Origin of the sequence: Erwinia sp. HDF1-3R (assembly GCF_039621855.1) — a bacterium.
In the GTDB taxonomy this organism is placed as follows: Bacteria; Pseudomonadota; Gammaproteobacteria; order Enterobacterales; family Enterobacteriaceae; genus Erwinia.
Map to the genome: position 1 here is coordinate 1656644 of NZ_CP155071.1, position 21370 is coordinate 1678013.

A 21370-nucleotide genomic window follows, 5' to 3' on the forward strand; every position below is an offset into this window, starting at 1 on the left:
TGAGCCAGACAGGCTGTCGTTTAAATCTGTGGTGGACCCTATGAGCTGGCAGCAACGGATCGATCTCGCCCTCGCCGAACGCCGGGAGAAGGGGCAGTTTCGCCAGCGGCGGATCAACCAGCAGGGCGATGCGCGGACATTACAGATCGACGGGCGTCGCTATCTCAACTTTTCCGCCAATGACTACCTTGGGCTGAGTCACGAGCCGCGCATTATTCGTGCCTGGCAGCAGGGGGCGGAACAGTATGGCGTGGGGGCCGGCGGCTCCGGCCACGTCACCGGCTACAGCGCCCCCTGTGCGGCGCTGGAGACGCAGCTGGCCGCGTGGCTGGGCTTTCCCCGCGCGCTGCTGTTTATCTCTGGCTTTGCCGCTAACCAGGCGGTCATTACGGCGATGATGGCGAAAGGGGATCGGCTTTTCGCCGATAAGCTCAGCCACGCTTCGCTGCTGGAAGCCGCGGTGCTCAGCCCGTCGACGCTGCGCCGCTTCGCGCATAACCAGCCTGACGCACTGAACAGGCTGCTGGCGGGCAACGCAGCGGGGGAAACGCTGGTGGTCACCGAGGGGGTGTTCAGCATGGATGGCGACAGCGCACCGCTGGCACCGATCCATCGGCTGACCCGTCAGTATGGCGGCTGGCTAATGGTGGATGACGCTCACGGCATCGGTACCGTCGGAGAGCAGGGGCGCGGCAGCTGCTGGCAGCAAAATGTCCGTCCCGAGCTGCTGGTAGTGACCTTTGGCAAAGCCTTTGGCGTCAGCGGCGCGGCGGTACTCTGCCAGCAGGACACCGCCGACTACCTGCTGCAATTTGCCCGCCACCTGATTTACAGCACCGCCATGCCGCCCGCGCAGGCCTGTGCGCTGACTGCCGCACTGACCTGCGTTCAGCAGGGAGACGATCGCCGTCAGCGACTGGCGCAGAATATCCATCAGTTTCGCGACGGCGCGCGCGCGCGAGGCCTGACGCTGCTTCCCTCTCTCACCGCTATCCAGCCGCTGGTTGTCGGTGATGAGCATCGCGCGCTGGCGCTGGCAGAGAGGCTGCGTCAGCTTGGCTGCTGGGTGACGGCCATCCGACCGCCCACCGTTCCCCCGGGCACGGCGCGGCTGCGCATTACGCTCAGCGCGGCGCATCAGGCGGAGGATATTGAACAACTGCTGGACCTGCTGCATCAGGCGACTTGTCCGGCGGACGGGTTACCGACTGACGCCGCGCCTCACCCGGCGTGCGGAGGAGGAGCATGACGCACGCTGTCGATAAACAGGCCATCGCCCAGGCCTTTGGTCGCGCCGCAGAGGGTTACAACCAGCATGCTGAACTTCAGCGTCTGAGCGGCGAGGCGCTGGCCGGTTTTGCCACCCGCCAGCGGGATTTGAACGTGCTGGATGCCGGTTGTGGCACCGGCTGGTTCAGCCAGCGCTGGCGCGAGGCGGGAAACCACGTTACCGCGTTCGACCTTTCCGCCCAGATGCTGGAGCGGGCGCGAGCCGGAAAGACCGCCAATGACTACCGCCAGGGCGATATCGAAGCGCTGCCCTTTCACGCAGCAGAATTTGATCTCTGCTGGAGCAACCTTGCGGTGCAGTGGTGCAGTGATTTGCGCCAGGCCCTGGCTGAACTGTGCCGGGTGACCCGCCCGGGAGGACAGGTTCTGTTTTCCACCCTGGAAGCAGGTTCACTCGGCGAAGTTCAGCTCGCCTGGCAGCATCTCAACCTTCCCGCGCCGGTTAACCGGTTTTTATCCACCGGGCAGATTGCCGAAGCGGGAGAGGGGATGGCGCTGACGTTACACCGCCAGACGCTGACGCTGGCCTTCCCCGACGTGCTGAGTGCGCTGCGCTCGCTGAAGGGGATTGGAGCAACGCACCTGCATCAGGGGCGGAATGGCGCCCTGCTGACCCGCCGCCATCTTCATCAGCTCGAACAGGTCTGGCCCCGCGACGCGCGCGGCTGCCTGCTTAGCTACCATCTGATTTATGGAGTAATTAACCGTGACTGAACGTTGGTTTATAACCGGAACGGACACCGAAGTGGGGAAAACCGTCGCCAGCACCGCCCTGCTACAGGCGGCCAGGCAGGCGGGTTTTCGCTGCGTGGGATACAAGCCCGTCGCTTCCGGCAGTGAGATCACGCCACAGGGGCTGCGCAATGAGGATGCCTTAGCCCTGCAAAAGGCGTCCGCCGTGGATCTCCCTTACGACAGCATTAATCCGATGGCGTTTGTGGAGCCTACCGCTCCGCATATCCTCAGCGCGGAGGAGGGCAGGCCTATCGATTTTCAGCAGCTTTCTGCCGGGCTGAAGGCCCTGACGCAGCAGGCGAACTGGGTGCTGACCGAGGGGGCTGGCGGCTGGTTCACCCCGCTCACCGACAGCGCAACCTTCGCCGACTGGGTGCGGGCTGAACAGCTGCCGGTTGTGCTGGTGGTGGGGATTAAGCTGGGCTGTATTAACCATGCGCTGCTGACCGCGCAGGCAATTCTGGCCAGCGGTCTGAGGCTGGCAGGGTGGATAGCAAACGCTGTTCAGCCGCCGGGCAAGCGGCATCAGGAGTATCTGACCACGCTGGCGCAGCGGCTCCCGGCGCCGATGCTGGGCGAAATTCCCTACCTGACCGAGGCGGAGGACTTTGAACAGCTGGGGCAATACGTCAGACTGCCGGTGTGAATAGCGGCGCCAGACAGCGCAACCGGGGCAGGCAGCATGCTGGAGCGGTATAACGCGCCGCTACAGAGCGCTCAAACCGCCAGCCAGGTGTTAACCATATTCTCATCAAGCTGAGCAACGGTGCCGTGCGCCACGTTGCGGCCCTGGTGCAGCAGGAGAAAGTAGTCGGCCACCCGGCGGATAAACGAAATGCGCTGTTCAAGCAGCAGGATGGTCAGGCCGAAGTCATGGTTAAGGCGATGGATAAGATTGCCCATCTCCTCCTCCAGCCAGGAGGACATTCCCTCCATCGGCTCATCCAAAATCAGCAGCCTGGGCTCCAGCACCAGCGCCCTCGCCAGGGCCAGCTGTTGCTGCTGATCGGCACGCAGATCGCCGCTGCGCTGGTGGCGCAGGGACCAGAGCGCCGGAAAGAGATCGTACACCACCGGGGGGATGGCCCGATGCCTATCGGGACCCGCACCGGCAAGCAGCGCGATTTGCAGATTGGCCTCCACGCTTAGCTGTGAAAAGAGCTGACGCCGCTGCGGAACATAGCCTATCCCCAGCGCGGCCCGCTGTTCTACTGGCTGCAGCAGCAGATCCTGCGGCGGCAGGCTCCCCTCCTGCCAGATAATCGAGCCGCTGTTAATGGGCAGATTACCCATAATACAGTTAACCAGAGTGGTTTTGCCCATGCCGGGGCGGCCCAGCACGCCGGTGCAGGTGCCAGGCGGTAATTCGAGATCGACATCCCACAAAATATGGTTTTGTCCGTAAAACTGATTAATTGAACGTAAGCTGAGCATCTGACACTCTCCTTCAGACAGTTATCGATCGCACCTGATTGCATCCGCTCTCCGTCGTCTGTCAAACAGTCTTCAATGCCTTGTATAAGAAACCTGCGGCTCTGAGCTTCGTTCTGGTGTAAGGAGCTCGCCGGGTGGTGACCTGCTTCCCGTAGTGTCTTGCAATTGACAGGCCAGGTTGTTAAGTGCTGCACGCAATCATGATACCGACAGGCATTTTGCTGCGGTTATTGGTAATGTTTATTTAATAATTACCGGTAGTGATTTGGTGCTGCACTGCGGCGGTGCCCCGTGCAGGCTGGTGATGGTGCAGTTGCCTGTCTGAGAAGCAGTGAGAGGGGAAAGGATATAAGTAAATAAGGGGTAACCAGGGCTGGCGGCGGCACCAAAACTATGCTTACTCATCATGCCAATGCTGAAGATTGACAGTGAAAAAAAGCAAAAAAAAATTTTTAGCATCCTTTTTTACCGGCAGCGCAGCTTTATACACAGCAGACGGTTCGGGCGCTCAAATCAGTTATCCACCATTCCTGTGGATAACCATGTGCATGAGCGGCTTAAAACTCACGCCAGGCGAGAGCCAGCGCGGCCTGGGCACGAGTTGCTGTGAAACTCATCTTACGGTGAATGCATAACACTATCAACGACTTGATGAAAATCAAGCAGGATAAAAAAACCGGCCGCGCGCTTCCCGCATTTTGTCAGCCACGCTTGACAAATGTTAAAGTGGCAGACCCTTCTGGGGATAACCTCACTATTCCCTGTTTGATTAAGTATTTAACCGATTATCTATAAGGACTTAACGGCAGGTTCACTTTATCATGCAAAATAACTGTGGATATATCCAGTCTTTTTTGCTGGCAAAATCGCCACGGCAGAGTAAAATTAATCTCCTGTCCGCGAGCATTTATCATCAGGTAGCAATCCAATGAGCAAAGTCTTTAAACTCAACTCCGATTTCCAGCCAGCAGGTGACCAGCCTGAGGCTATTCGCCGTCTTGAAGAGGGGCTGGAGGATGGGCTGGCTCATCAAACCCTGCTGGGGGTGACCGGATCGGGCAAAACCTTCACCGTGGCCAATGTTATTGCCGATCTGAACCGCCCGACCATGGTGCTGGCACCTAACAAAACCCTCGCTGCGCAGCTTTACGGCGAGATGAAGGAGTTTTTCCCCGATAACGCGGTGGAGTATTTCGTCTCTTACTACGACTATTATCAGCCTGAGGCCTATGTGCCCAGCTCCGATACCTTTATTGAAAAAGACGCCTCGGTGAATGAGCACATTGAGCAGATGCGCCTGTCAGCGACCAAAGCGCTGCTGGAACGTCGCGACGTGATTGTGGTGGCGTCGGTGTCGGCCATTTACGGTCTGGGCGATCCCGATCTCTATCTCAAAATGATGCTGCATCTGACGCGGGGTATGGTTATCGACCAGCGCTCGATCCTGCGTCGGCTCTCCGAGTTGCAATATACCCGCAACGATCAGGCTTTCCAGCGCGGGACGTTCAGGGTACGCGGCGAGGTGATCGATATCTTCCCGGCGGAGTCCGATGACTATGCCCTGCGCGTAGAGCTGTTTGACGAAGAGGTGGAACGGCTGTCAATATTTGACCCGCTGACCGGGCAGATCGAATCGGTGATCCCACGCTATACCATCTATCCCAAAACGCACTATGTAACGCCGCGCGAGCGCATTTTGCAGGCGATGGAAGAGATTAAAGTGGAGCTGGTCGACCGTAAACGCGTTCTGCTGGAAAACAATAAGCTGCTGGAAGAGCAGCGCATCACCCAGCGTACCCAGTTCGACCTTGAAATGATGAACGAGCTGGGCTACTGCTCGGGGATCGAAAACTACTCGCGCTATCTCTCCGGGCGCGGTCCGGGCGAAGCGCCCCCGACCCTGTTTGACTACCTGCCTGCCGACGGGCTGCTGGTTATTGACGAATCACACGTCACCATTCCGCAGATCGGGGGGATGTATCGCGGTGACCGGGCGCGTAAAGAGACGCTGGTGGAGTATGGTTTCCGGCTGCCGTCCGCGCTGGATAACCGCCCAATGAAATTCGAAGAGTTTGAGGCGCTGGCACCGCAGACCATCTACGTCTCTGCCACGCCGGGTAATTATGAGCTGGAGAAATCGGGCGGTGAGGTGATCGACCAGGTGGTGCGTCCTACCGGGCTGCTCGATCCCCTGATTGAGGTGCGCCCGGTCGGTACCCAGGTTGACGACCTGCTGTCTGAAATCCGCAAGCGCGCCGTGATCAATGAGCGCGTGCTGGTGACGGTACTGACCAAAAGGATGGCGGAAGACCTAACCGAGTATCTCGAAGAGCACGGCGAGCGCGTTCGCTATCTGCACTCGGACATTGATACCGTGGAGCGCGTGGAAATTATCCGCGATCTGCGGCTGGGCAAGTTTGACGTGCTGGTGGGGATCAACCTGCTGAGGGAAGGGCTGGATATGCCGGAGGTGTCGCTGGTGGCGATACTGGATGCCGACAAAGAGGGCTTCCTGCGCTCCGAGCGTTCGCTGATCCAGACCATCGGCCGTGCCGCGCGAAACCTTAACGGTAAGGCAATTCTGTATGGCGATAAAATTACGCCCTCCATGGCGCGGGCGATTGGTGAAACCGAGCGTCGTCGGGAAAAGCAGGAGCTGCACAATAAGGAGCAGGGCATCGTACCCCAGGGTCTCAACAAGAAAATCGCCGATATTCTTGAGCTGGGGCAGGGCATTAACAAGACCAAAACCCGGGGGCGCGGCGGCAAAACCTCCCATCCTGTTGTTGAGGACGACAGCCCTTACCTGGCAATGACGCCGCAGGCGCTGCAGAAGAAGATCCACGAGCTGGAGTCGGAGATGCAGCAGCATGCGCAGAACCTGGAGTTCGAGGAGGCCGCGCGCGTACGCGATCGGCTACACGAGGCGCGCGAGCTCTTTATTGCGGCTTCCTAGCCGCGCGTTTCCGCTTAAACAATCGACTGAATAGCATGCTCCAGCGCAATGTGGAGCAGCTGTCGGTCGTGCCGGTAGCGGATATCTGCCGCCTCAAGCGGCTCCTGGATAATCAGGCGATCGGTGACGTTGTGGGTATCGGTACCGGGGCCGACGACAACGGCATCAATGACCTTTTTACCGATGTACTCTTCCATAATTGCCAGCTTGTTGGCCAGCGTGAGCTGAGCGGCGGCAGGGCTCAGCTCTTTACCCAGATTTCCGATAAATACCATCGTGGCTGGCGTACGGCGCAGCGCCTGTGCCATATCGGGCATCAGCAGTACCGGCATCAGGCTGGTGTAAAAACTGCCCGGCCCAATCAGGATAAGATCGGCCTCGGCGATGGCCTCAACCGCTTCGCGGGTGGCCGTCACCGCAGGAGAGAGCATCAGCTCGCGGGGGGGACGACACATCCGATCGATTTCCGTCTCGCCGTGCACCCGTTGCCCCTCTTCATCAATGGCCTCCAGGTCCACCGGCTGCTCTGACATGGGGATCAGAAACGCATCTACCTTAAGCAAATTGCGGATCAGATTAATGGCCTCAATCGGGCGCACGCTGAGGTTATCCAAGGCTACCAACATCAGGTTACCGAGGTTATGTCCGGCCAGCTCGCCGTTTCCGGCAAAGCGATACTCAAACATGGCAGAGGCCACGCTCGGTTCGGTAATCAGCTGATTCAGGCAGTTACGCATATCGCCCCAGGCAATGCCTCCTTCGTCACGACGAATGCGCCCGGTTGAACCGCCATTATCGGTGGTGGTGACGATGCCAGTGAGCCGCGATCCAAGTGGGGAGAGCGCCGACATCACGCGACCCAGACCATGCCCGCCACCGATAGCCACCACGCGATCGAGATCGGCCAATGTGCGATTACGCATAAAATTCCTTCTGTTTTGAAGCGGTTTATTGACCCGAAACGGGCCACATGCATTTGTGCCATTTTACCCTAAACTGGCAGGGAACAGGCGGCTAAAATACGTTATATATCAAAATACATAGCGAAAGATGATGTTGGAATCCCGGACGGTTTAGCGGTAGAATTTCCAGACCATGGTTTACCGGTGTCGGTAGACCACACTTAGCCCTGGCACCTACGTCTTTGGATAGGGTGCCCTGGCCGCAACGATACGTTGCCAGGGTGCAGAAAGAAATGCCTGCATCTCCCGAATTGGAAAGGTGTTCTGGTGCAACAATTTACTGATAGCTTCGACCGCAGTTTTTATTATCTGCGTCTGTCGATCACTGACGTCTGCAATTTTCGTTGCAGCTACTGCCTGCCCGACGGCTATAAGCCCCAGGGTACAACCAACAAAAGCTTCCTTACGCTGGATGAAATCCGGCGGGTTACCCGTGCCTTCGCGGCAGCCGGGACGGAAAAAGTCCGCCTTACCGGCGGTGAGCCTTCACTGCGCCGCGACTTCACCGACATTATCGCTGCCGTTCGCGAGAACGCCGCCATCCGCCAGCTGGCGGTTACCACCAATGGCTACCGGCTGGCCCGCGATGTCGCTGCATGGCGCGCCGCCGGGCTGACCGCGCTCAACGTCAGCATCGACAGTCTGGATGCTCGCCAGTTTCATGCCATCACCGGGCAGGATAAATTTCATCAGGTCATGAGTGGGATTGATGCCGCCTTTGATGCGGGATTCAGCAAGGTGAAGGTGAATACCGTGCTGATGCGCGACATCAACCATAACAGCCTGGAGACATTCCTGAACTGGATCCGTGACCGGCCCATCCAGCTGCGGTTTATCGAGCTGATGGAAACCGGCGAGGGCGGGGCGCTGTTTCGTCAGCACCATATCTCCGGCGAGGTGATCCGCGACCGTCTGCTGCTCCAGGGCTGGGTTCGTCAGTCGCGCGCGCGAAGCGATGGCCCGGCGCAGGTCTTCACCCATCCCGATTATCAGGGTGAAATCGGCCTGATCATGCCTTATGAAAAAGATTTCTGTGCCAGCTGTAACCGCCTGCGCGTCTCGGCGGTCGGTAAGCTGCATCTCTGCCTGTTTGGCGACGGCGGCGTGTCACTGCGCGATCTGCTGCAAAGCGACGATCAGCAGGATGCGTTGCAGGCGCGTATTGCAGCCAGCCTGCGAACCAAAAAGCAGACGCACTTCCTGCATCAGGGCAACACCGGCATTACGCAGAATCTCTCATTTATCGGCGGTTAAGTAAGGAGCTCAACATGGGTAAACCCACAGCAGAATTCATCGCGCTTAACGCAGCGGTCCTCACCGTCTCTGACAGCCGCGACGCCGCCAGTGACACCTCCGGGGACTATCTGCGTGAAGCGCTGACCGGGGCAGGCCACCGCGTCTGCGACCGGGCCATAGTAAAAGACGACCGCTACCGCATCCGTGCGGTGGTATCCAGCTGGATCGCCAGTACGGACGTGCAGGTGGTGTTGATCAACGGCGGCACTGGCTTTAACAGCAAAAACAGCACCCCGGAAGCGCTTCTGCCGCTGTTCGATCGCGAAATTGAGGGCTTTGGCGAGCTGTTTCGCATGGTCTCCTGGGAGGAGATCGGCAGCTCAACCATCCAGTCGCGCGCGGTCGCGGGCATGGCGAATCAGACGCTAATTCTGGCCATACCCGGCTCGACCGGGGCCTGCCAGAGCGCCTGGGAACGGATCATTCAGGATCAGCTTGATGCCCGCACCCGCCCCTGCAACTTTGTTTCACACGTAAAGAAGCCCTGAACAGATGTCACAACTCACACATATTAATGCTGCCGGTGAGGCGCATATGGTGGATGTTTCCGCCAAAACGGAGAGCGTACGCGAAGCCCGGGCAGAAGCCTTTGTGGTGATGCATGCCGATACGCTACAGATGATTATTGATGGCAGCCACCATAAGGGCGATGTCTTTGCCACCGCGCGCATTGCCGGTATCCAGGCGGCTAAACGCACCTGGGAGCTGATCCCCCTCTGCCATCCGCTACTGCTCAGCAAGGTTGAAGTCACCTTAACGGCTGACGTTGCCAGGCAGCGGGTGAGAATTGAATCCCTCTGCCGCCTGACCGGTAAAACTGGCGTAGAAATGGAAGCGCTCACCGCGGCGTCGGTCGCCGCGTTGACCATCTACGATATGTGCAAAGCGGTGCAGAAGGATATCTCCATCGAGCATTGTCGACTGCTGAGTAAAAGCGGCGGCAAGTCGGGTGACTTCAGGGCGGCTGACCATGATTAACGTGCTGTTTTTTGCCCAGGTCCGCGAGTTAACCGGCACCGACAGCCTGAGCCTGCCGCAGGAGTACGCCACGGTTGAGGCGCTGCGGGCTGCGCTGGCTCAGCGCGGCGATCGCTGGGCGCTGGCGCTGACCACCGGTAAGCTGCTTTCCGCCGTGAATCAAACGCTGGTGGCGCCTCAGCATCCGCTTCAGGATGGTGATGAGGTGGCTTTTTTCCCACCGGTCACCGGAGGATAAATGGAAACGCGGATCCGGGTCGGCCAGGCCCCGTTTGATATGGCAGAAGAGTACCGCTGGCTGGCAGCCTGTGATGAAGATGGCGCCGTAGTGACCTTTACCGGCAAGGTGCGCAACCATAACCTCGGCGATAACGTCTCCGCGCTCACGCTGGAACACTATCCCGGGATGACGGAAAAGGCGCTGGCAGAAATTGTCGCCGAGGCGCGTGAGCGCTGGCCCATGCAGCGCGTAACGGTAATTCACCGCACTGGCGAACTGTTTCCCGGTGATGAAATTGTGATGGTAGGGGTAAGCGGAGCCCACCGTGGCAGCGCCTTTGCCGCCGCCGAGTTTATTATGGACTATCTTAAAACCCGAGCGCCTTTCTGGAAGCGTGAAGCCACGCCCGGCGGCGACCGCTGGGTTGAATCCCGCGATAGCGACCACCAGGCTGCCTCGCGCTGGAAATAAACCACAAGGAAAGTCATGATCCGTTCCCCCCTGAAGCGCGGACTGCTGCTGGCACTGCTGGTGCTGGCAGGCTGTAGCAGCCAGCCGCACAAAAACCTTCCCGAGCGGCGGCCCGCCGACGTCAAAGCGCAGATTGTCCGGCTGATCCCCGCCGGAGTGAACGACAGGCAGGGCTGGGCAAACGATATCTTTGCCGCCTTCAACAGCCAGGGCATTGATGCGTCCCCCGACAATCTCTGTGCGGTCATTGCGGTGACCGATCAGGAGTCCAACTTCAATGTAGATGCCACGGTGGCGGGCTTGCCTAAAATCGCCTGGGGTGAGATTGACCGGCGCGCCGCCAGCCTGCATATTCCAGCCTTTGTGGTCCGTACCGCGCTGATGATTAACTCACCCAGCGGAAAAAGCTACGCCTGGCGGCTGGATCACGTACGCAGTGAAAAAGAGCTAAGCGCCATTTTCGATGACTTTATCAATATGGCCCCGATGGGACAGAGGCTGTTTGGCAATCTGAACCCTATCCATACCGGTGGGCCGATGCAGGTGAGTATTGACTTCGCGGAGGCGCAGTCAAAAGGCTACCCTTATCCGGTCGACGGCACGCTGCGCCATGAGGTATTTACCCGGCGCGGCGGAGTCTGGTTTGGCACCCGCCACCTGCTGGGGTATCCCACCCACTACAGCAGGCCGCTCTATCGCTTTGCCGATTTCAATGCGGGCTGGTACGCCAGCCGCAACGCGGCTTTCCAGGCCGCGGTGGCGCAGCTGACCGGCATTAAGCTGGCGCTGGATGGCGATGTGATCCGCTATGGTACAGACACGCCGGGTGCCACTGAGCTGGCCGTCCGTACCCTGAGCAGGCAGCTGGACATGAGCAATAGCAGTATCCGGCGCGCGCTGGAGCAGGGGGAAACCCTGGCATTTGAGAAAAGCGCGCTGTGGGAGAAGGTGTTCACCCTGGCTGATAAAAATGCCGGCGTGCGCCTGCCGCGTGAAAGGCTGCCCGGCATCCAGCTGGAAAGCCCGAAAATCACCCGTAATCTCACCACCGCCTGGTATGCCCAGCGGGTCGACGGACGCTATCAACGCTGTCTGACGCGGGCGAAATAGCGCAGTGATACGCCCGGCCACAGGCGAGCGAAATAGCGCGGTGATACGCCCGGCCACGAGCGGCCGGGCGTGTTCACCCGCGGCTAACCCGCACCCAGCTGAAAGCGTTCGACCGTCTCCGCCAGCTGCTTCGCCTGATTTTCCAGCGAAGCAGCGGCGGCCGACATCTGCTGAACCAGCGCCGAGTTCTGCTGGGTGGTGCCATCCATCTGGTTAACCGCCACCGTCACCTGACCAATGCCCTGCGACTGCTCGTCAGAGGCGTGGACAATTTCGGTAATAATGGTTTTTACCGAGTCTACCGCCGCACTCATCTCCTGCATCGTTTTTCCGGCATCCTGAACCAGAGAAACGCCCTGGCCCACGCGCTGGGTTGATTCGCCAATCAGCGCAGAAATATCCTTTACCGCATTGGCGCTGCGCTGGGCCAGGCTGCGGACCTCGGCGGCCACCACGGCAAAACCACGGCCCTGTTCTCCGGCACGCGCCGCCTCTACCGCCGCATTCAGCGCCAGAATATTAGTCTGGAAAGCGATACCGTTAATGATGCTGGTGATGGCGCCAATTTTCCGTGAGCTGTCGTCGATCTGCTGCATGATCTGCACCACCTGAAGTACCAGATCCTCGCCGCGCCTGGCGATATCCGTCGCGGTACTGGTGAGGGCGGTCGCCTGATGCGCGTTATCCGCATTGTGCTTCACGGTGGCGGTGAGCTGTTCCATGCTGGCAGCCGTTTCTTCCAGCGCGGCGGCCTGCTGTTCGGTCCGCGAGGCGAGATCCAGGTTACCGGTGGCAATCTCACCGGCACCCTGCCTGACCGCGTGACTGGCGGAGATAATTTCCCCCACCATGGTACGCAGCTGCTGCTGCATGGTGTGCATGGCGAAAAAGATGCTCTGCCGATCCTGTGCCGCAACCGGAATGGCCGCGCTCAGGTCTCCCCGCGCGACGCCCAGCGCAATCTCTGCCGCCTGCAAAGGCTCCCCACCAATAGGCCTGGCAACTTTACGGCTGAAAAGCAGACCCAGTACGGTACAGACGATTATGATGCTGAGCAGCATCATAATTAGCGCAGAGTAAAGCTGACGGTTTGCTTCCGCCATCACCGCGCTCACCGGCGCGACAATCCCCAGATACCAGGGGCTGTCGCTGTTACCAATGGTCACCGGACGCCAGGTCTCCAGCACCTTCTCCCCCAGCGCGCTGTCGTAATGTTCCACAATAGCCTGCGTACGCGGCCCGCGATTTCCGGTATAGGGCTTCCCGGCCTGCGCTTTATCGGTGCCGGACACCACCAGCCCACCATGAGAAATCAGCAGCGCATAGCCGGTTCCCCGCCAGGGGTGAATGGCACCGATGGTTTTTTGCAGCGAGGCAAGAGAAATATCTGAGGTGACCACCGCTTTAAGCCTGCCGTCGTCGATGATCACGGCGGCAACGGAGGTGAGCAGGGTATCGACGCCGTTGTAGGCGTAGGTATAAGGTTCAATTAACACATCTTTCTGGCGTTTTTGCGGGATAAGGTAGTAGTCCCCCTCGCCTGGCGTGAGAAAGGAGTCCAGATTGTGCATTGCAAAGTTACCGGACTTATCGCGATCGACAAAGCGTGCAAAGCGGCCCTGCGGCGCGGCACCGGGCAGTTTGGCGATCTCTGCATCTTTTCCATCCCAGGCGTTCGCTTCAAAGATCACCGACATCGAGAGGTAGTCGGGATTCTGCTTAAGCGAATATTTCATCAGGTTTTCAGCAGTGGTACGGTCGGTTATGCCTGAGGGCGGCAGGGCAATCAGGCTTTGCCCGAGGTCTTTTGCTACCGTGCGGGCATAATCCAGCTCTTTTTGCACGCTGAGGGCCTGGCTTTCGGCAATCTGCCCCAGATACTCTCCGGCCAGCATGCGCTGCTGCCTGGCTGACTGCCAGCTCAGCAGTCCAATGGTAATGGTAAAGCCGAGCGTGATGGTTAGCGCCCCGGTCACGAGCATCAGCGTGCGGGTGCTCATCTTCCGTTTATGGTTTGATTTCGTTTTCATTCAGGTTCCCCGGCGTAAAAAGGTGCAGCATAGGCATACTTCCTGTTTAGCGATCTCCCTGTGTACGTTCTATCGGCATAAACTGGCGCTTCTTTAAGCACGGCTGAACCGATTTTGCAGTCTGACCGTACGGCAGGGGTTCCAGGGTGAAGAAAAAGGTGAGTGCGGGGCTGGCTTAATCTCCCCGGACTGTGCCAGACTTGCGGTTACCTTGTGGTAATTCCGTTCACGTGAGAATAAGGAGAAAATCATGGATCGATACCCACGCTCTAATGGGTCAATCGTATCGCAGGCCAGCAGTGGCGTTCAGACCTACATGGCGCAAGTCTATGGCTGGATGACCTGCGGCCTGCTGCTGACGGCGTTTGTGTCATGGTTTGCGGCCAATACGCCAGCCGTTATGGAACTGGTTTTTGCTAATCGCATTACCTTCTTTGGCCTGATTATTGTCCAGCTTGGCCTGGTGTTTGTGCTGTCAGGTATGGTGCACAAGCTGAGCGGGGCGGCGGCAACCGGGCTGTTTATGCTCTATTCAGCGCTTACCGGGCTGACCATGGCGAGTATTTTCCTGGTCTATACCTACTCTTCCATCGCCAGCACCTTCCTGGTGGCCGGTGGTATGTTTGGTGCCATGAGTTTCTGGGGCTACACCACTAAACGCGATCTGAGCGGTATGGGCAGCATGCTGTTTATGGCCCTGATTGGTATTGTGCTGGCGTCGGTGGTGAATATCTGGCTGAAGAGTACGGCGCTGATGTGGGCCGTAACCTATATTGGCGTGCTGGTGTTCGTGGGTCTGACCGCCTATGACACGCAGAAGCTAAAAAATATTGGTGAAGGCATCAACGTTGAGGATAAAGAGAATCTGCGTCGCTACTCAATCATGGGTGCGCTGACGCTGTATCTGGACTTCATCAACCTGTTCCTGATGCTGCTACGCATTTTCGGCAACCGTCGCTAAGACGGCACCCATGCTGCCTGAGCAGGCGCTGTTCTGTTAGCGCCCGCATGGTGTTGCTAAGGTAAGAACCTGCTGCCTGAGGCAGCATTGTGATAAGAGAGGTGCCCGCTTTGCAGCTGGCACCTCTTTTTTATCGCTTATTGTGCGGCCATCATCCGAATATCAGATATGTCTCTTCTGCCCATCAACGCCCCAACAGGTCTGGACCTGCCGATGGCGATGACTTTTCCATCCCAGCGTCAGGTCTTTTGCATCGCCTGCTGGTTTTTCTGCCGCAGGCCTTTCGCGCGGCTCTCCAGCCACAGATAAAGCACCAGCGCCAGCAGCAGCGGGGCGATAAAATAGATCACCCGGTAGGCGAGCAGCGCCGCAATAATCGCGCCGTGAGTGAGGTGCTCACCGCTCAGCAGTGCTAGGAATACCGCTTCCAGCACGCCGATCCCGGCTGGGATATGAATAATCACCCCCGCGATACTGCTGATCAGCAGCACGCCCAGCACCTGCGGGTAATCCACTCTCTGCCCCAGCAGGAGCCAGATAATAGCGCCCATGACCAGCCAGTTTGCGCTGGATACGCTGAACTGTAGCAGGGCCATACGCAGAGAGGGGAGTGCCAGCGTATGGCCCTTTACCGTCCAGCGCCGCCGGCGTGAAAAAGCGCAAAATGCCAGATAGACCAGCACAAACGCCAGCAGGCAGACGCCTGTCGCTCTAAGCGTGCCTTCCCCAATAAACCAGCCTGACGGGACAGGCACCAGACCCATACTGAACACCACGCCCGCCACCAGCACGTAGCCCAGCCAGTTGGTGGCGATGCTGAGCGAAAAAATACGCGTAATAGTGCTGCCGTCCAGCCCCAGCCGTGAGTAAAGGCGATAGCGCATCGCCACGCCGCCAACCCAGGTACTGAGCGTCAGATTAAAGGCATAGCAGATAAAGGAGACCAGCATCACCTGGCGCTTTTGCAAACGATGCCCGCAGTAGGCCTGACCAATCAGGTCGTACACGCCGTAGGTCAGATAGCTGACGATCACCAGCGCGACCGAGGAGAGAATGGCCAGCCGGTTATAGTGGGTGATCACCTCTGCCACATCGTGCCAGTTGACCTTACGGGCATAAATCACCAGCAGCACAACCACGGCGACAAAAAACAGCCCGGTGAGGATCTTCTTTATCCACCGCCAGCGAGGGTGCGAATCTGACATCAGCGCTTCACCTTTTCGTTCTCAGGCTTCACAATCTCATGCTCATGCTCATGCTCATGCTCATGCTCATGCTCATGCTCATGCTCATGCTCATGCTCATGCTCATGCTCAGGTTTCACCGTTTTATGCTCATGTTCAATTTTGATGGTTTTATGCTCCGGTTTGACGCGATCCTGGGTTTCCAGCTCGCTTTGTACCGGGGAGTCAGCCTGATCCGATTTCGCGGGCGCGGTAACCTGCGCCAGCTTTGGCGTATGGGCGGGCAGCCAGCCTGCAATCGCCGGGAAATGGCGCAGGAAGTGAAACACCAGCATGCTCTTCATAAACTGCCAGCCGTTTTTCTTCGGCAGTTCGCTTTTCTGCACGCGTCGGCAGTCCTGGGTCAGCAGATGATTCAGCGTGCCGCGCATGACCTCGTTAAAGGTGCGGTCGTGGATCATCAGGTTGGCTTCCAGATTCAGTGACAGGCTTAGCGGGTCAAGGTTGCTGGAGCCAACGGTAGACCAGTGGGTATCCTGCACGGCAATTTTGGCGTGCAGTGGGCGCCGGGTGTATTCATAAATCTCCACGCCGCCTTCGACCAGAAAGTTATACAGCAGCTCGGCACCCGTCTTCACAATCGGCATATCCGGCTCGCCCTGCACGACAAGCTTAACGGAAACGCCGCGCTGAGCAGCGTTGCGCATCTCGCGCAGCAGGCGGTAGCCGGGGAAAAAGTAGGCGTTAGCGATAATCACCTCATTTTTGGCCTCGCGCAGCATATCAATATAGTGCTGTTCTATATCGTCACGATGCTCGTCATTGTCGCGCCAGACAAACAGGACCTGAGCGTCGCCGGGTTTGGTGTTTTGCGCCGAACGATGGGAGCGCCCCCCCCACCAGCGGCGCGTGACCTGTTCGCTGTTGATAGCCTGCTGCACAAACAGGGCAATGTCCTCAACGATCGGACCTTTCACCTCAACGGCATAATCCTGTTTGGCTGCCGGACCATAGCTGGTGTTGTGTTCCGAGGAGAAATTGATACCGCCGACGAAGGCAATCTCATTATCGCAAACGACGATTTTACGATGCAGGCGTCGGAAGATATTGGTGCGCATGCCTAGCACCAGCGGGCGGGGATCGTAATAGATAAAGCGTACGCCCGCGGCGGTTAGCTGGTGGATAAAGTTTTCCGACAGATTATTGGAGCCATAGCCGTCCAGCAGCATTTCGACTCTCACGCCGCGCTTTGCCGCATCATAAACCACCTGATGCAGTTCATTACCGACCTCATCCTCAAAGAGGATAAAGCTTTCAAGCAGCACGCTGCTTTTCGCCCGACGAATGGCCTCAAACACGCGGGGAAAATAGTTTTCACCATTCTCCAGCAGTTTCAGCCGATTACCTTCACGCCAATGCATTTTCATAAGTGAATCTCCACGGCCAGAGGGGCATGATCGGACAGGTGCGACCAGGGCCGGAGCGGTATAGTCTGTGGGTGGCTGACCGTGGCATTTTTCACGTAAATGCGGTCCAGCCGGAGCAGCGGAAAGCGGGCGGGAAAGGTTCGGGCCGGGCGACCATAGTGCTGGCTAAATACCTCATCCATGCCCGCCTCCCGATGCAGGATCCTGTTAGCTTTTTGCTGCCAGTCATTAAAGTCACCCGCCACAATGACTGGCGCATCGGCGGGAAGACTGTTAATCAGTTCAGACATCATCATCAGCTGCGCATGACGGTGTGCCTCGCGAAGCCCCAGATGCACGCAGATGGCGTGCAGCGTAATATCGCGATGGGGGAGGGTCACCTTACAGTGCAGCAATCCGCGCTTCTCCGTACCCTCGACGGAGATATCCCGGTTCTCATACTCCACAATGGGAAAGCGGGACATCACCGCGTTGCCATGGTGTCCCTCGGGATAGACGGCATTGCGGCCATAGGCAAAATCATTCCACATGGTATCAGCCAGAAATTCGTAATGAGGTGTGTCAGGCCAGTCTTCAATCTGCAGCTGATTGACGGCGTGACTGCCCATCACCTCCTGTAAAAAAACAATATCCGCCGAGGTGGCCCGAACTGCATCGCGCAATTCTGGCAGGATAAAGCGACGGTTGAAGGCGTTGAAACCCTTATGCGTATTGATCGTCAGGACTTTTAATGAAAATCCTTGCGGTTTTTGTGACATACTGTGCGCGCTCTCCTTTTCGTCGTGCGAAGAATAAAGTGTAGTCTTTGTCACAAAATAGTGCCGGGCAGCCTCATTATTTGCGGCATTATCCGAAAAGTGGGGTAGTCTGAAGAATGCGCTATCGCTTACTGTGATAGCCAAACTGGGCGACCGATGTTGGGTGTGCCAGGAGAAGAAAATGAAATGGTCTAATCGTATCCAGATTGTCACCGGACAAGCCTGCGTACATATCATGTTGCACCTGCTGCTGATTGCAGCGCTGGTGTGGGGATGGAAACACCAAAGCCTGCTGCATGTCACCATGGTTTTACTGGCGCTTTATGCCTGCGTATTTACCGCCATGTTGTTGACACAGCGTCTGCCGCATCTGCGCCGCGTTGGCGACTTCCTTGAGGATGTCACCACCACCTACTATTTTGGGGCGGCCATGCTGGTACTCTACCTGCTGTCACGCGTTGTTCACCATAACCTGCTGCTGGGCTGTGTGGGTGTACTGATGCTGACCGGGCCCGCGCTGGTTTCACTGCTGGCGAAAGAGCCGGTTCGTCGTGCCGTCAGGCCACGCCACCGCTGAGACGAAACGGGCCGCATACGCGGCCCGTTTTATTAAAGCCATTTTACGACTTCATGCTACTGCATCAGACCTCATCCCCCCGCTAACGTTTACACCTCGCTGCATAAGCCTTATCACCTCCGCTAACGTTTCCACTCGCTGCATAAGCCTGATCACCCCTGCGAGCGTTTATACCTCGCTGCATAGGATCTCACCCTACGACTGGCGTATATATGCCGCATCAGACGCAGAATGCCGGTCCGCCCTTAGGGGGACGGGGCGTTTCTGGTGTAAAAATGCCGTTTTTATCGGCTCGCAAAGAAACGCTCTCTGTGAGGGGATAACATCTGTTATAATCTGCCGCTTACGCACCGTGGTTTGTGCTCCCTTTCAAACGTCTGGCGAAGCCTGACGTCATATTCTCCCCCTGGAAACTACACCCTTAAATGCGGTCAGGGCGGATCCGGAGTCAGTCAATTTTATGTCATTTGATTCTCTCGGCCTTAATGCCGACATTCTGCGTGCTGTTGCAGAGCAGGGTTATAACGAGCCAACGCCAATCCAGCGTCAGGCGATCCCGGTTGTCTTAGCTGGTCGTGACCTGATGGCCAGCGCCCAGACCGGTACCGGTAAAACGGCCGGCTTTACGCTTCCCCTGCTGCAAATGCTGAGCAGCGCGACCCCCCATCCTAAAGGGCGTCGTCCGGTTCGTGCGCTGATTTTAACCCCGACCCGCGAACTGGCGGCTCAGGTGGGTGAAAACGTGCAGGACTACAGTAAATACCTTGATATTCGTTCGCTGGTGGTTTTCGGCGGCGTCAGCATCAACCCGCAGATGATGAAGCTGCGCGGCGGCGTTGACGTACTGGTCGCTACGCCGGGTCGTCTGCTGGATCTGGAACATCAGAATGCGGTAGACCTGTCTCAGGTTGAGATTCTGGTCCTGGATGAAGCTGACCGTATGCTGGATATGGGCTTTATTCACGATATCCGTCGCGTGCTGTCCAAACTGCCTGCTAAGCGTCAGAACCTGCTGTTCTCCGCGACCTTCTCTGACGAGATCAAAGGTCTGGCAGAAAAGCTGCTGCAAAACCCGGAGCAGGTCTCCGTGGCGCGCCGCAACACCGCCTCCGAGCAGATTTCTCAGCACGTGCATTTCGTTGATAAGAAACGTAAAAGAGAACTGCTGTCGTTCCTGATCGGGCGCGATAACTGGCAGCAGGTACTGGTCTTTACCCGTACCAAACACGGTGCCAACCACCTTGCCGAGCAGCTGAATAAAGATGGCATTGGCTCTGCGGCCATTCATGGCAACAAAAGCCAGGGCGCCCGTACTCGTGCGCTGAGCGATTTCAAAGAGGGTAAAATCCGCGTCCTGGTGGCGACGGATATCGCCGCGCGTGGTATTGATATCTCTGAACTGCCGCACGTAGTGAACTATGAGCTGCCAAACGTGCCGGAAGACTATGTTCACCGTATTGGTCGTACCGGCCGCGCTGCGGCAACGGGCGAAGCCCTTTCGCTGGTCTGCGTGGACGAACACAAGCTGCTGCGCGATATCGAACGCGTGCTGAAGCGTGAGATCCCGCGTATCGCCATTGACGGCTATGAGCCGGATCCGTCTATCAAGGCCGATCCGATCCAGAATGGTCGTCAGCAGCGCGGTGGCGGTGGCGGCGGCGGCGGTGGTGGCGGTGCAGGCCGTGGGCGCGGCGCGCCGCAGGGCAACCGCGGTGGCGAACGTGGTCAGGGCGGAAATCGCGGCAATGGTGGCGAACGCAGTGCAGCCTCAGGTGAACGCAGCCAGGGTAACGGCCAGCGTCGCCAGGCCAACGGCAGTGGCCGCAGCGCCAGGCCAGAAGGCGGAAGCGCCGCACCGCGTGGCGTGACCCGCCAGCGCCGGTCTAATCCGAGCTGATATTAACACGCTTAATCCAGGCTGGGTTTCATGCGCGTAATGTAAGCAGGCATTAACGCTTTCTAACCAGGGGGATCGCCCAGATCCCCCTTATTAACGCAATGGGTTGTGACATGCGTGTTCTACTGGCCCCGATGGAGGGCGTGCTTGACTCGCTGGTACGCGAACTGCTTACCGAAGTTAATGACTACGATCTCTGCATCACTGAATTCTTGCGGGTTGTTGACCAGCTACTCCCGATTAAATCCTTTTCTCGCCTTTGCCCCGAGCTTAATCATGCCAGTCGCACACCTGCGGGTACGCGCGTACGTATTCAGCTGTTAGGCCAGTCGCCTGAATGGCTGGCGGAAAACGCCTTTCGCGCGGCGGAGCTGGGTTCGTGGGGTGTCGATCTCAACTGTGGCTGTCCCTCGAAGACGGTCAACGGCAGCGGCGGCGGCGCCACGCTGTTAAAAGATCCTGAGCTGATATATCGCGGCGCGAAAGCGATGCGCCAGGCCGTACCTGCGCATTTACCGGTGACGGTGAAGGTGCGTTTGGGATGGGCTTCCGACGACCAGCGATTTGAAATAGCCGATGCGGTTCAGCAGGCCGGTGCCACCGAGCTGGCCGTGCATGGGCGAACAAAAGAGGATGGCTACCAGGCCGATCGCATTAACTGGCAGGCCATTGGCGAAATTCGCCAGCGGCTGACCATCCCGGTGATTGCTAACGGGGAGATCTGGGACTGGCAGAGCGCGCAGAACTGCCTGGCGGTGACCGGCTGTGATGCGGTGATGATTGGTCGCGGCGCGCTAAACGTGCCAAACCTGAGCCGGGTCATAAAGGATAATGTGCCGCCCATGCCGTGGCCGGAAGTGGTCAGGCTGTTGCAAAAGTATGTCCGGCTGGAAAAGCAGGGTGACACCGGTTTGTACCACGTGGCGCGCATTAAGCAGTGGCTGGGATATCTGCGTAAAGTGTATCCGCAGGCCGATATGCTGTTTGCAGACATCCGACCGCTTAAGCGCTCCGTTGATATTGCGCGGGCGATTGAGGCGGCGGCTGTCACATTTCCCAATATTCTTAACGGGATCTCTTAGTC

The 21370-nt window shown here is 58.0% G+C and carries 20 protein-coding genes, 1 pseudogene and 1 riboswitch; of the genes and pseudogenes, 15 read left to right on the plus strand and 6 right to left on the minus strand.

What is annotated here, in order from left to right:
- The first annotated feature begins 40 nt into the window (after positions 1-40).
- From bioF to bioD, 3 genes are read left to right on the plus strand one after another with little or no spacing between them, the layout of a single operon-like run.
- Positions 41-1249, plus strand: coding sequence for an 8-amino-7-oxononanoate synthase (gene bioF / locus AAGR22_RS07695; protein ID WP_345831182.1), 1209 nt, complete (start codon positions 41-43; stop codon positions 1247-1249).
- Positions 1246-2004 carry a malonyl-ACP O-methyltransferase BioC gene (bioC, locus tag AAGR22_RS07700; protein ID WP_345831183.1) on the plus strand — a complete coding sequence of 253 codons (759 nt, stop codon included), beginning with the start codon at positions 1246-1248 and terminating at the stop codon, positions 2002-2004. Before bioF ends, bioC begins: the two co-directional genes overlap by 4 nt.
- Positions 1997-2671: a dethiobiotin synthase gene (bioD, locus tag AAGR22_RS07705; protein ID WP_067702495.1), complete on the plus strand. Its 675-nt coding sequence runs from the start codon at positions 1997-1999 to the stop codon at positions 2669-2671. The genes bioC and bioD overlap by 8 nt, the downstream gene beginning before the upstream one ends.
- Positions 2672-2742: 71 nt before the next feature.
- Here the strand turns inward: bioD and AAGR22_RS07710 are convergent, their stop codons facing one another.
- Entirely contained in the window at positions 2743-3459 is a 717-nt protein-coding gene (locus AAGR22_RS07710; RefSeq protein ID WP_067702498.1) for an ATP-binding cassette domain-containing protein, read from the minus strand.
- Between the two features lie 428 nt (positions 3460-3887).
- Between AAGR22_RS07710 and AAGR22_RS07715 the strand changes: the two genes are divergently transcribed.
- A complete protein-coding gene (locus AAGR22_RS07715) occupies positions 3888-4094 on the plus strand; it encodes a hypothetical protein (RefSeq protein WP_345831184.1) in 207 nt (68 codons plus the stop codon).
- A 293-nt stretch (positions 4095-4387) separates the two neighbouring features.
- On the plus strand, positions 4388-6415 hold the full coding sequence (gene uvrB, locus AAGR22_RS07720; RefSeq protein WP_067702504.1) for an excinuclease ABC subunit UvrB: 2028 nt from the start codon (positions 4388-4390) through the stop codon (positions 6413-6415).
- 14 nt (positions 6416-6429) lie between these two features.
- Here uvrB and yvcK read toward each other — a convergent pair whose 3' ends face one another.
- Positions 6430-7338, minus strand: coding sequence for a uridine diphosphate-N-acetylglucosamine-binding protein YvcK (gene yvcK / locus AAGR22_RS07725; RefSeq protein WP_067702508.1), 909 nt, complete (start codon positions 7336-7338; stop codon positions 6430-6432).
- A 185-nt stretch (positions 7339-7523) separates the two neighbouring features.
- Positions 7524-7655, plus strand: a riboswitch (molybdenum cofactor riboswitch).
- On the opposite strand from yvcK, the gene moaA reads away from it, so the two are divergent.
- The 6 genes from moaA to AAGR22_RS07755 all read left to right on the plus strand — a co-directional run bounded on the left by moaA (position 7642) and on the right by AAGR22_RS07755 (position 11452).
- On the plus strand, positions 7642-8631 hold the full coding sequence (gene moaA / locus AAGR22_RS07730; RefSeq protein WP_156484939.1) for a GTP 3',8-cyclase MoaA: 990 nt from the start codon (positions 7642-7644) through the stop codon (positions 8629-8631). It overlaps the preceding riboswitch by 14 nt.
- Positions 8632-8645: 14 nt before the next feature.
- Positions 8646-9161: a molybdenum cofactor biosynthesis protein B gene (gene moaB, locus AAGR22_RS07735; RefSeq protein ID WP_345831185.1), complete on the plus strand. Its 516-nt coding sequence runs from the start codon at positions 8646-8648 to the stop codon at positions 9159-9161.
- 4 nt (positions 9162-9165) lie between these two features.
- Entirely contained in the window at positions 9166-9651 is a 486-nt protein-coding gene (moaC, locus tag AAGR22_RS07740) for a cyclic pyranopterin monophosphate synthase MoaC (RefSeq protein ID WP_345831186.1), read from the plus strand.
- Positions 9644-9889: a molybdopterin synthase sulfur carrier subunit gene (moaD, locus tag AAGR22_RS07745; RefSeq protein WP_067702521.1), complete on the plus strand. Its 246-nt coding sequence runs from the start codon at positions 9644-9646 to the stop codon at positions 9887-9889. The genes moaC and moaD overlap by 8 nt, the downstream gene beginning before the upstream one ends.
- Complete coding sequence (moaE, locus tag AAGR22_RS07750; protein ID WP_067702524.1) at positions 9890-10342, plus strand: molybdopterin synthase catalytic subunit MoaE; 453 nt, start codon at positions 9890-9892, stop codon at positions 10340-10342.
- Between the two features lie 15 nt (positions 10343-10357).
- Positions 10358-11452, plus strand: coding sequence for a DUF1615 domain-containing protein (locus AAGR22_RS07755; RefSeq protein ID WP_345831187.1), 1095 nt, complete (start codon positions 10358-10360; stop codon positions 11450-11452).
- 83 nt (positions 11453-11535) lie between these two features.
- On the opposite strand, the gene AAGR22_RS07760 is transcribed toward AAGR22_RS07755, so the two are convergent.
- Complete coding sequence (locus tag AAGR22_RS07760; protein ID WP_345831188.1) at positions 11536-13482, minus strand: methyl-accepting chemotaxis protein; 1947 nt, start codon at positions 13480-13482, stop codon at positions 11536-11538.
- A gap of 250 nt (positions 13483-13732) precedes the next feature.
- On the opposite strand from AAGR22_RS07760, the gene AAGR22_RS07765 reads away from it, so the two are divergent.
- Complete coding sequence (locus AAGR22_RS07765; RefSeq protein WP_067702533.1) at positions 13733-14443, plus strand: Bax inhibitor-1/YccA family protein; 711 nt, start codon at positions 13733-13735, stop codon at positions 14441-14443.
- Positions 14444-14682: 239 nt separating this feature from the next.
- Here the strand turns inward: AAGR22_RS07765 and AAGR22_RS07770 are convergent, their stop codons facing one another.
- From AAGR22_RS07770 to AAGR22_RS07780, 3 genes and pseudogenes are all read right to left on the minus strand, one after another.
- The gene (locus tag AAGR22_RS07770) at positions 14683-15648 is read right to left on the minus strand and encodes a lysylphosphatidylglycerol synthase domain-containing protein (protein WP_067702536.1); all 966 of its coding nucleotides are present in this window, start codon (positions 15646-15648) and stop codon (positions 14683-14685) included.
- Between the two features lie 152 nt (positions 15649-15800).
- Positions 15801-17054, minus strand: a pseudogene (clsB, locus tag AAGR22_RS07775) (cardiolipin synthase ClsB); the annotation flags it as partial.
- Positions 17051-17812 carry an endonuclease/exonuclease/phosphatase family protein gene (locus tag AAGR22_RS07780; protein WP_067702539.1) on the minus strand — a complete coding sequence of 254 codons (762 nt, stop codon included), beginning with the start codon at positions 17810-17812 and terminating at the stop codon, positions 17051-17053. The gene AAGR22_RS07780 and the pseudogene clsB, both read right to left, overlap by 4 nt.
- A 181-nt stretch (positions 17813-17993) precedes the next feature.
- On the opposite strand from AAGR22_RS07780, the gene AAGR22_RS07785 reads away from it, so the two are divergent.
- The 3 genes from AAGR22_RS07785 (at position 17994) to dusC (ending at position 21368) form a co-directional block, all read left to right on the plus strand.
- Positions 17994-18389 carry a YbhQ family protein gene (locus AAGR22_RS07785; RefSeq protein WP_067702542.1) on the plus strand — a complete coding sequence of 132 codons (396 nt, stop codon included), beginning with the start codon at positions 17994-17996 and terminating at the stop codon, positions 18387-18389.
- Between the two features lie 460 nt (positions 18390-18849).
- Positions 18850-20286, plus strand: coding sequence for an ATP-dependent RNA helicase RhlE (rhlE, locus tag AAGR22_RS07790; RefSeq protein ID WP_345831189.1), 1437 nt, complete (start codon positions 18850-18852; stop codon positions 20284-20286).
- Between the two features lie 113 nt (positions 20287-20399).
- The gene (gene dusC, locus AAGR22_RS07795) at positions 20400-21368 is read left to right on the plus strand and encodes a tRNA dihydrouridine(16) synthase DusC (protein WP_067702547.1); all 969 of its coding nucleotides are present in this window, start codon (positions 20400-20402) and stop codon (positions 21366-21368) included.
- The last annotated feature ends 2 nt before the right edge of the window (positions 21369-21370 follow it).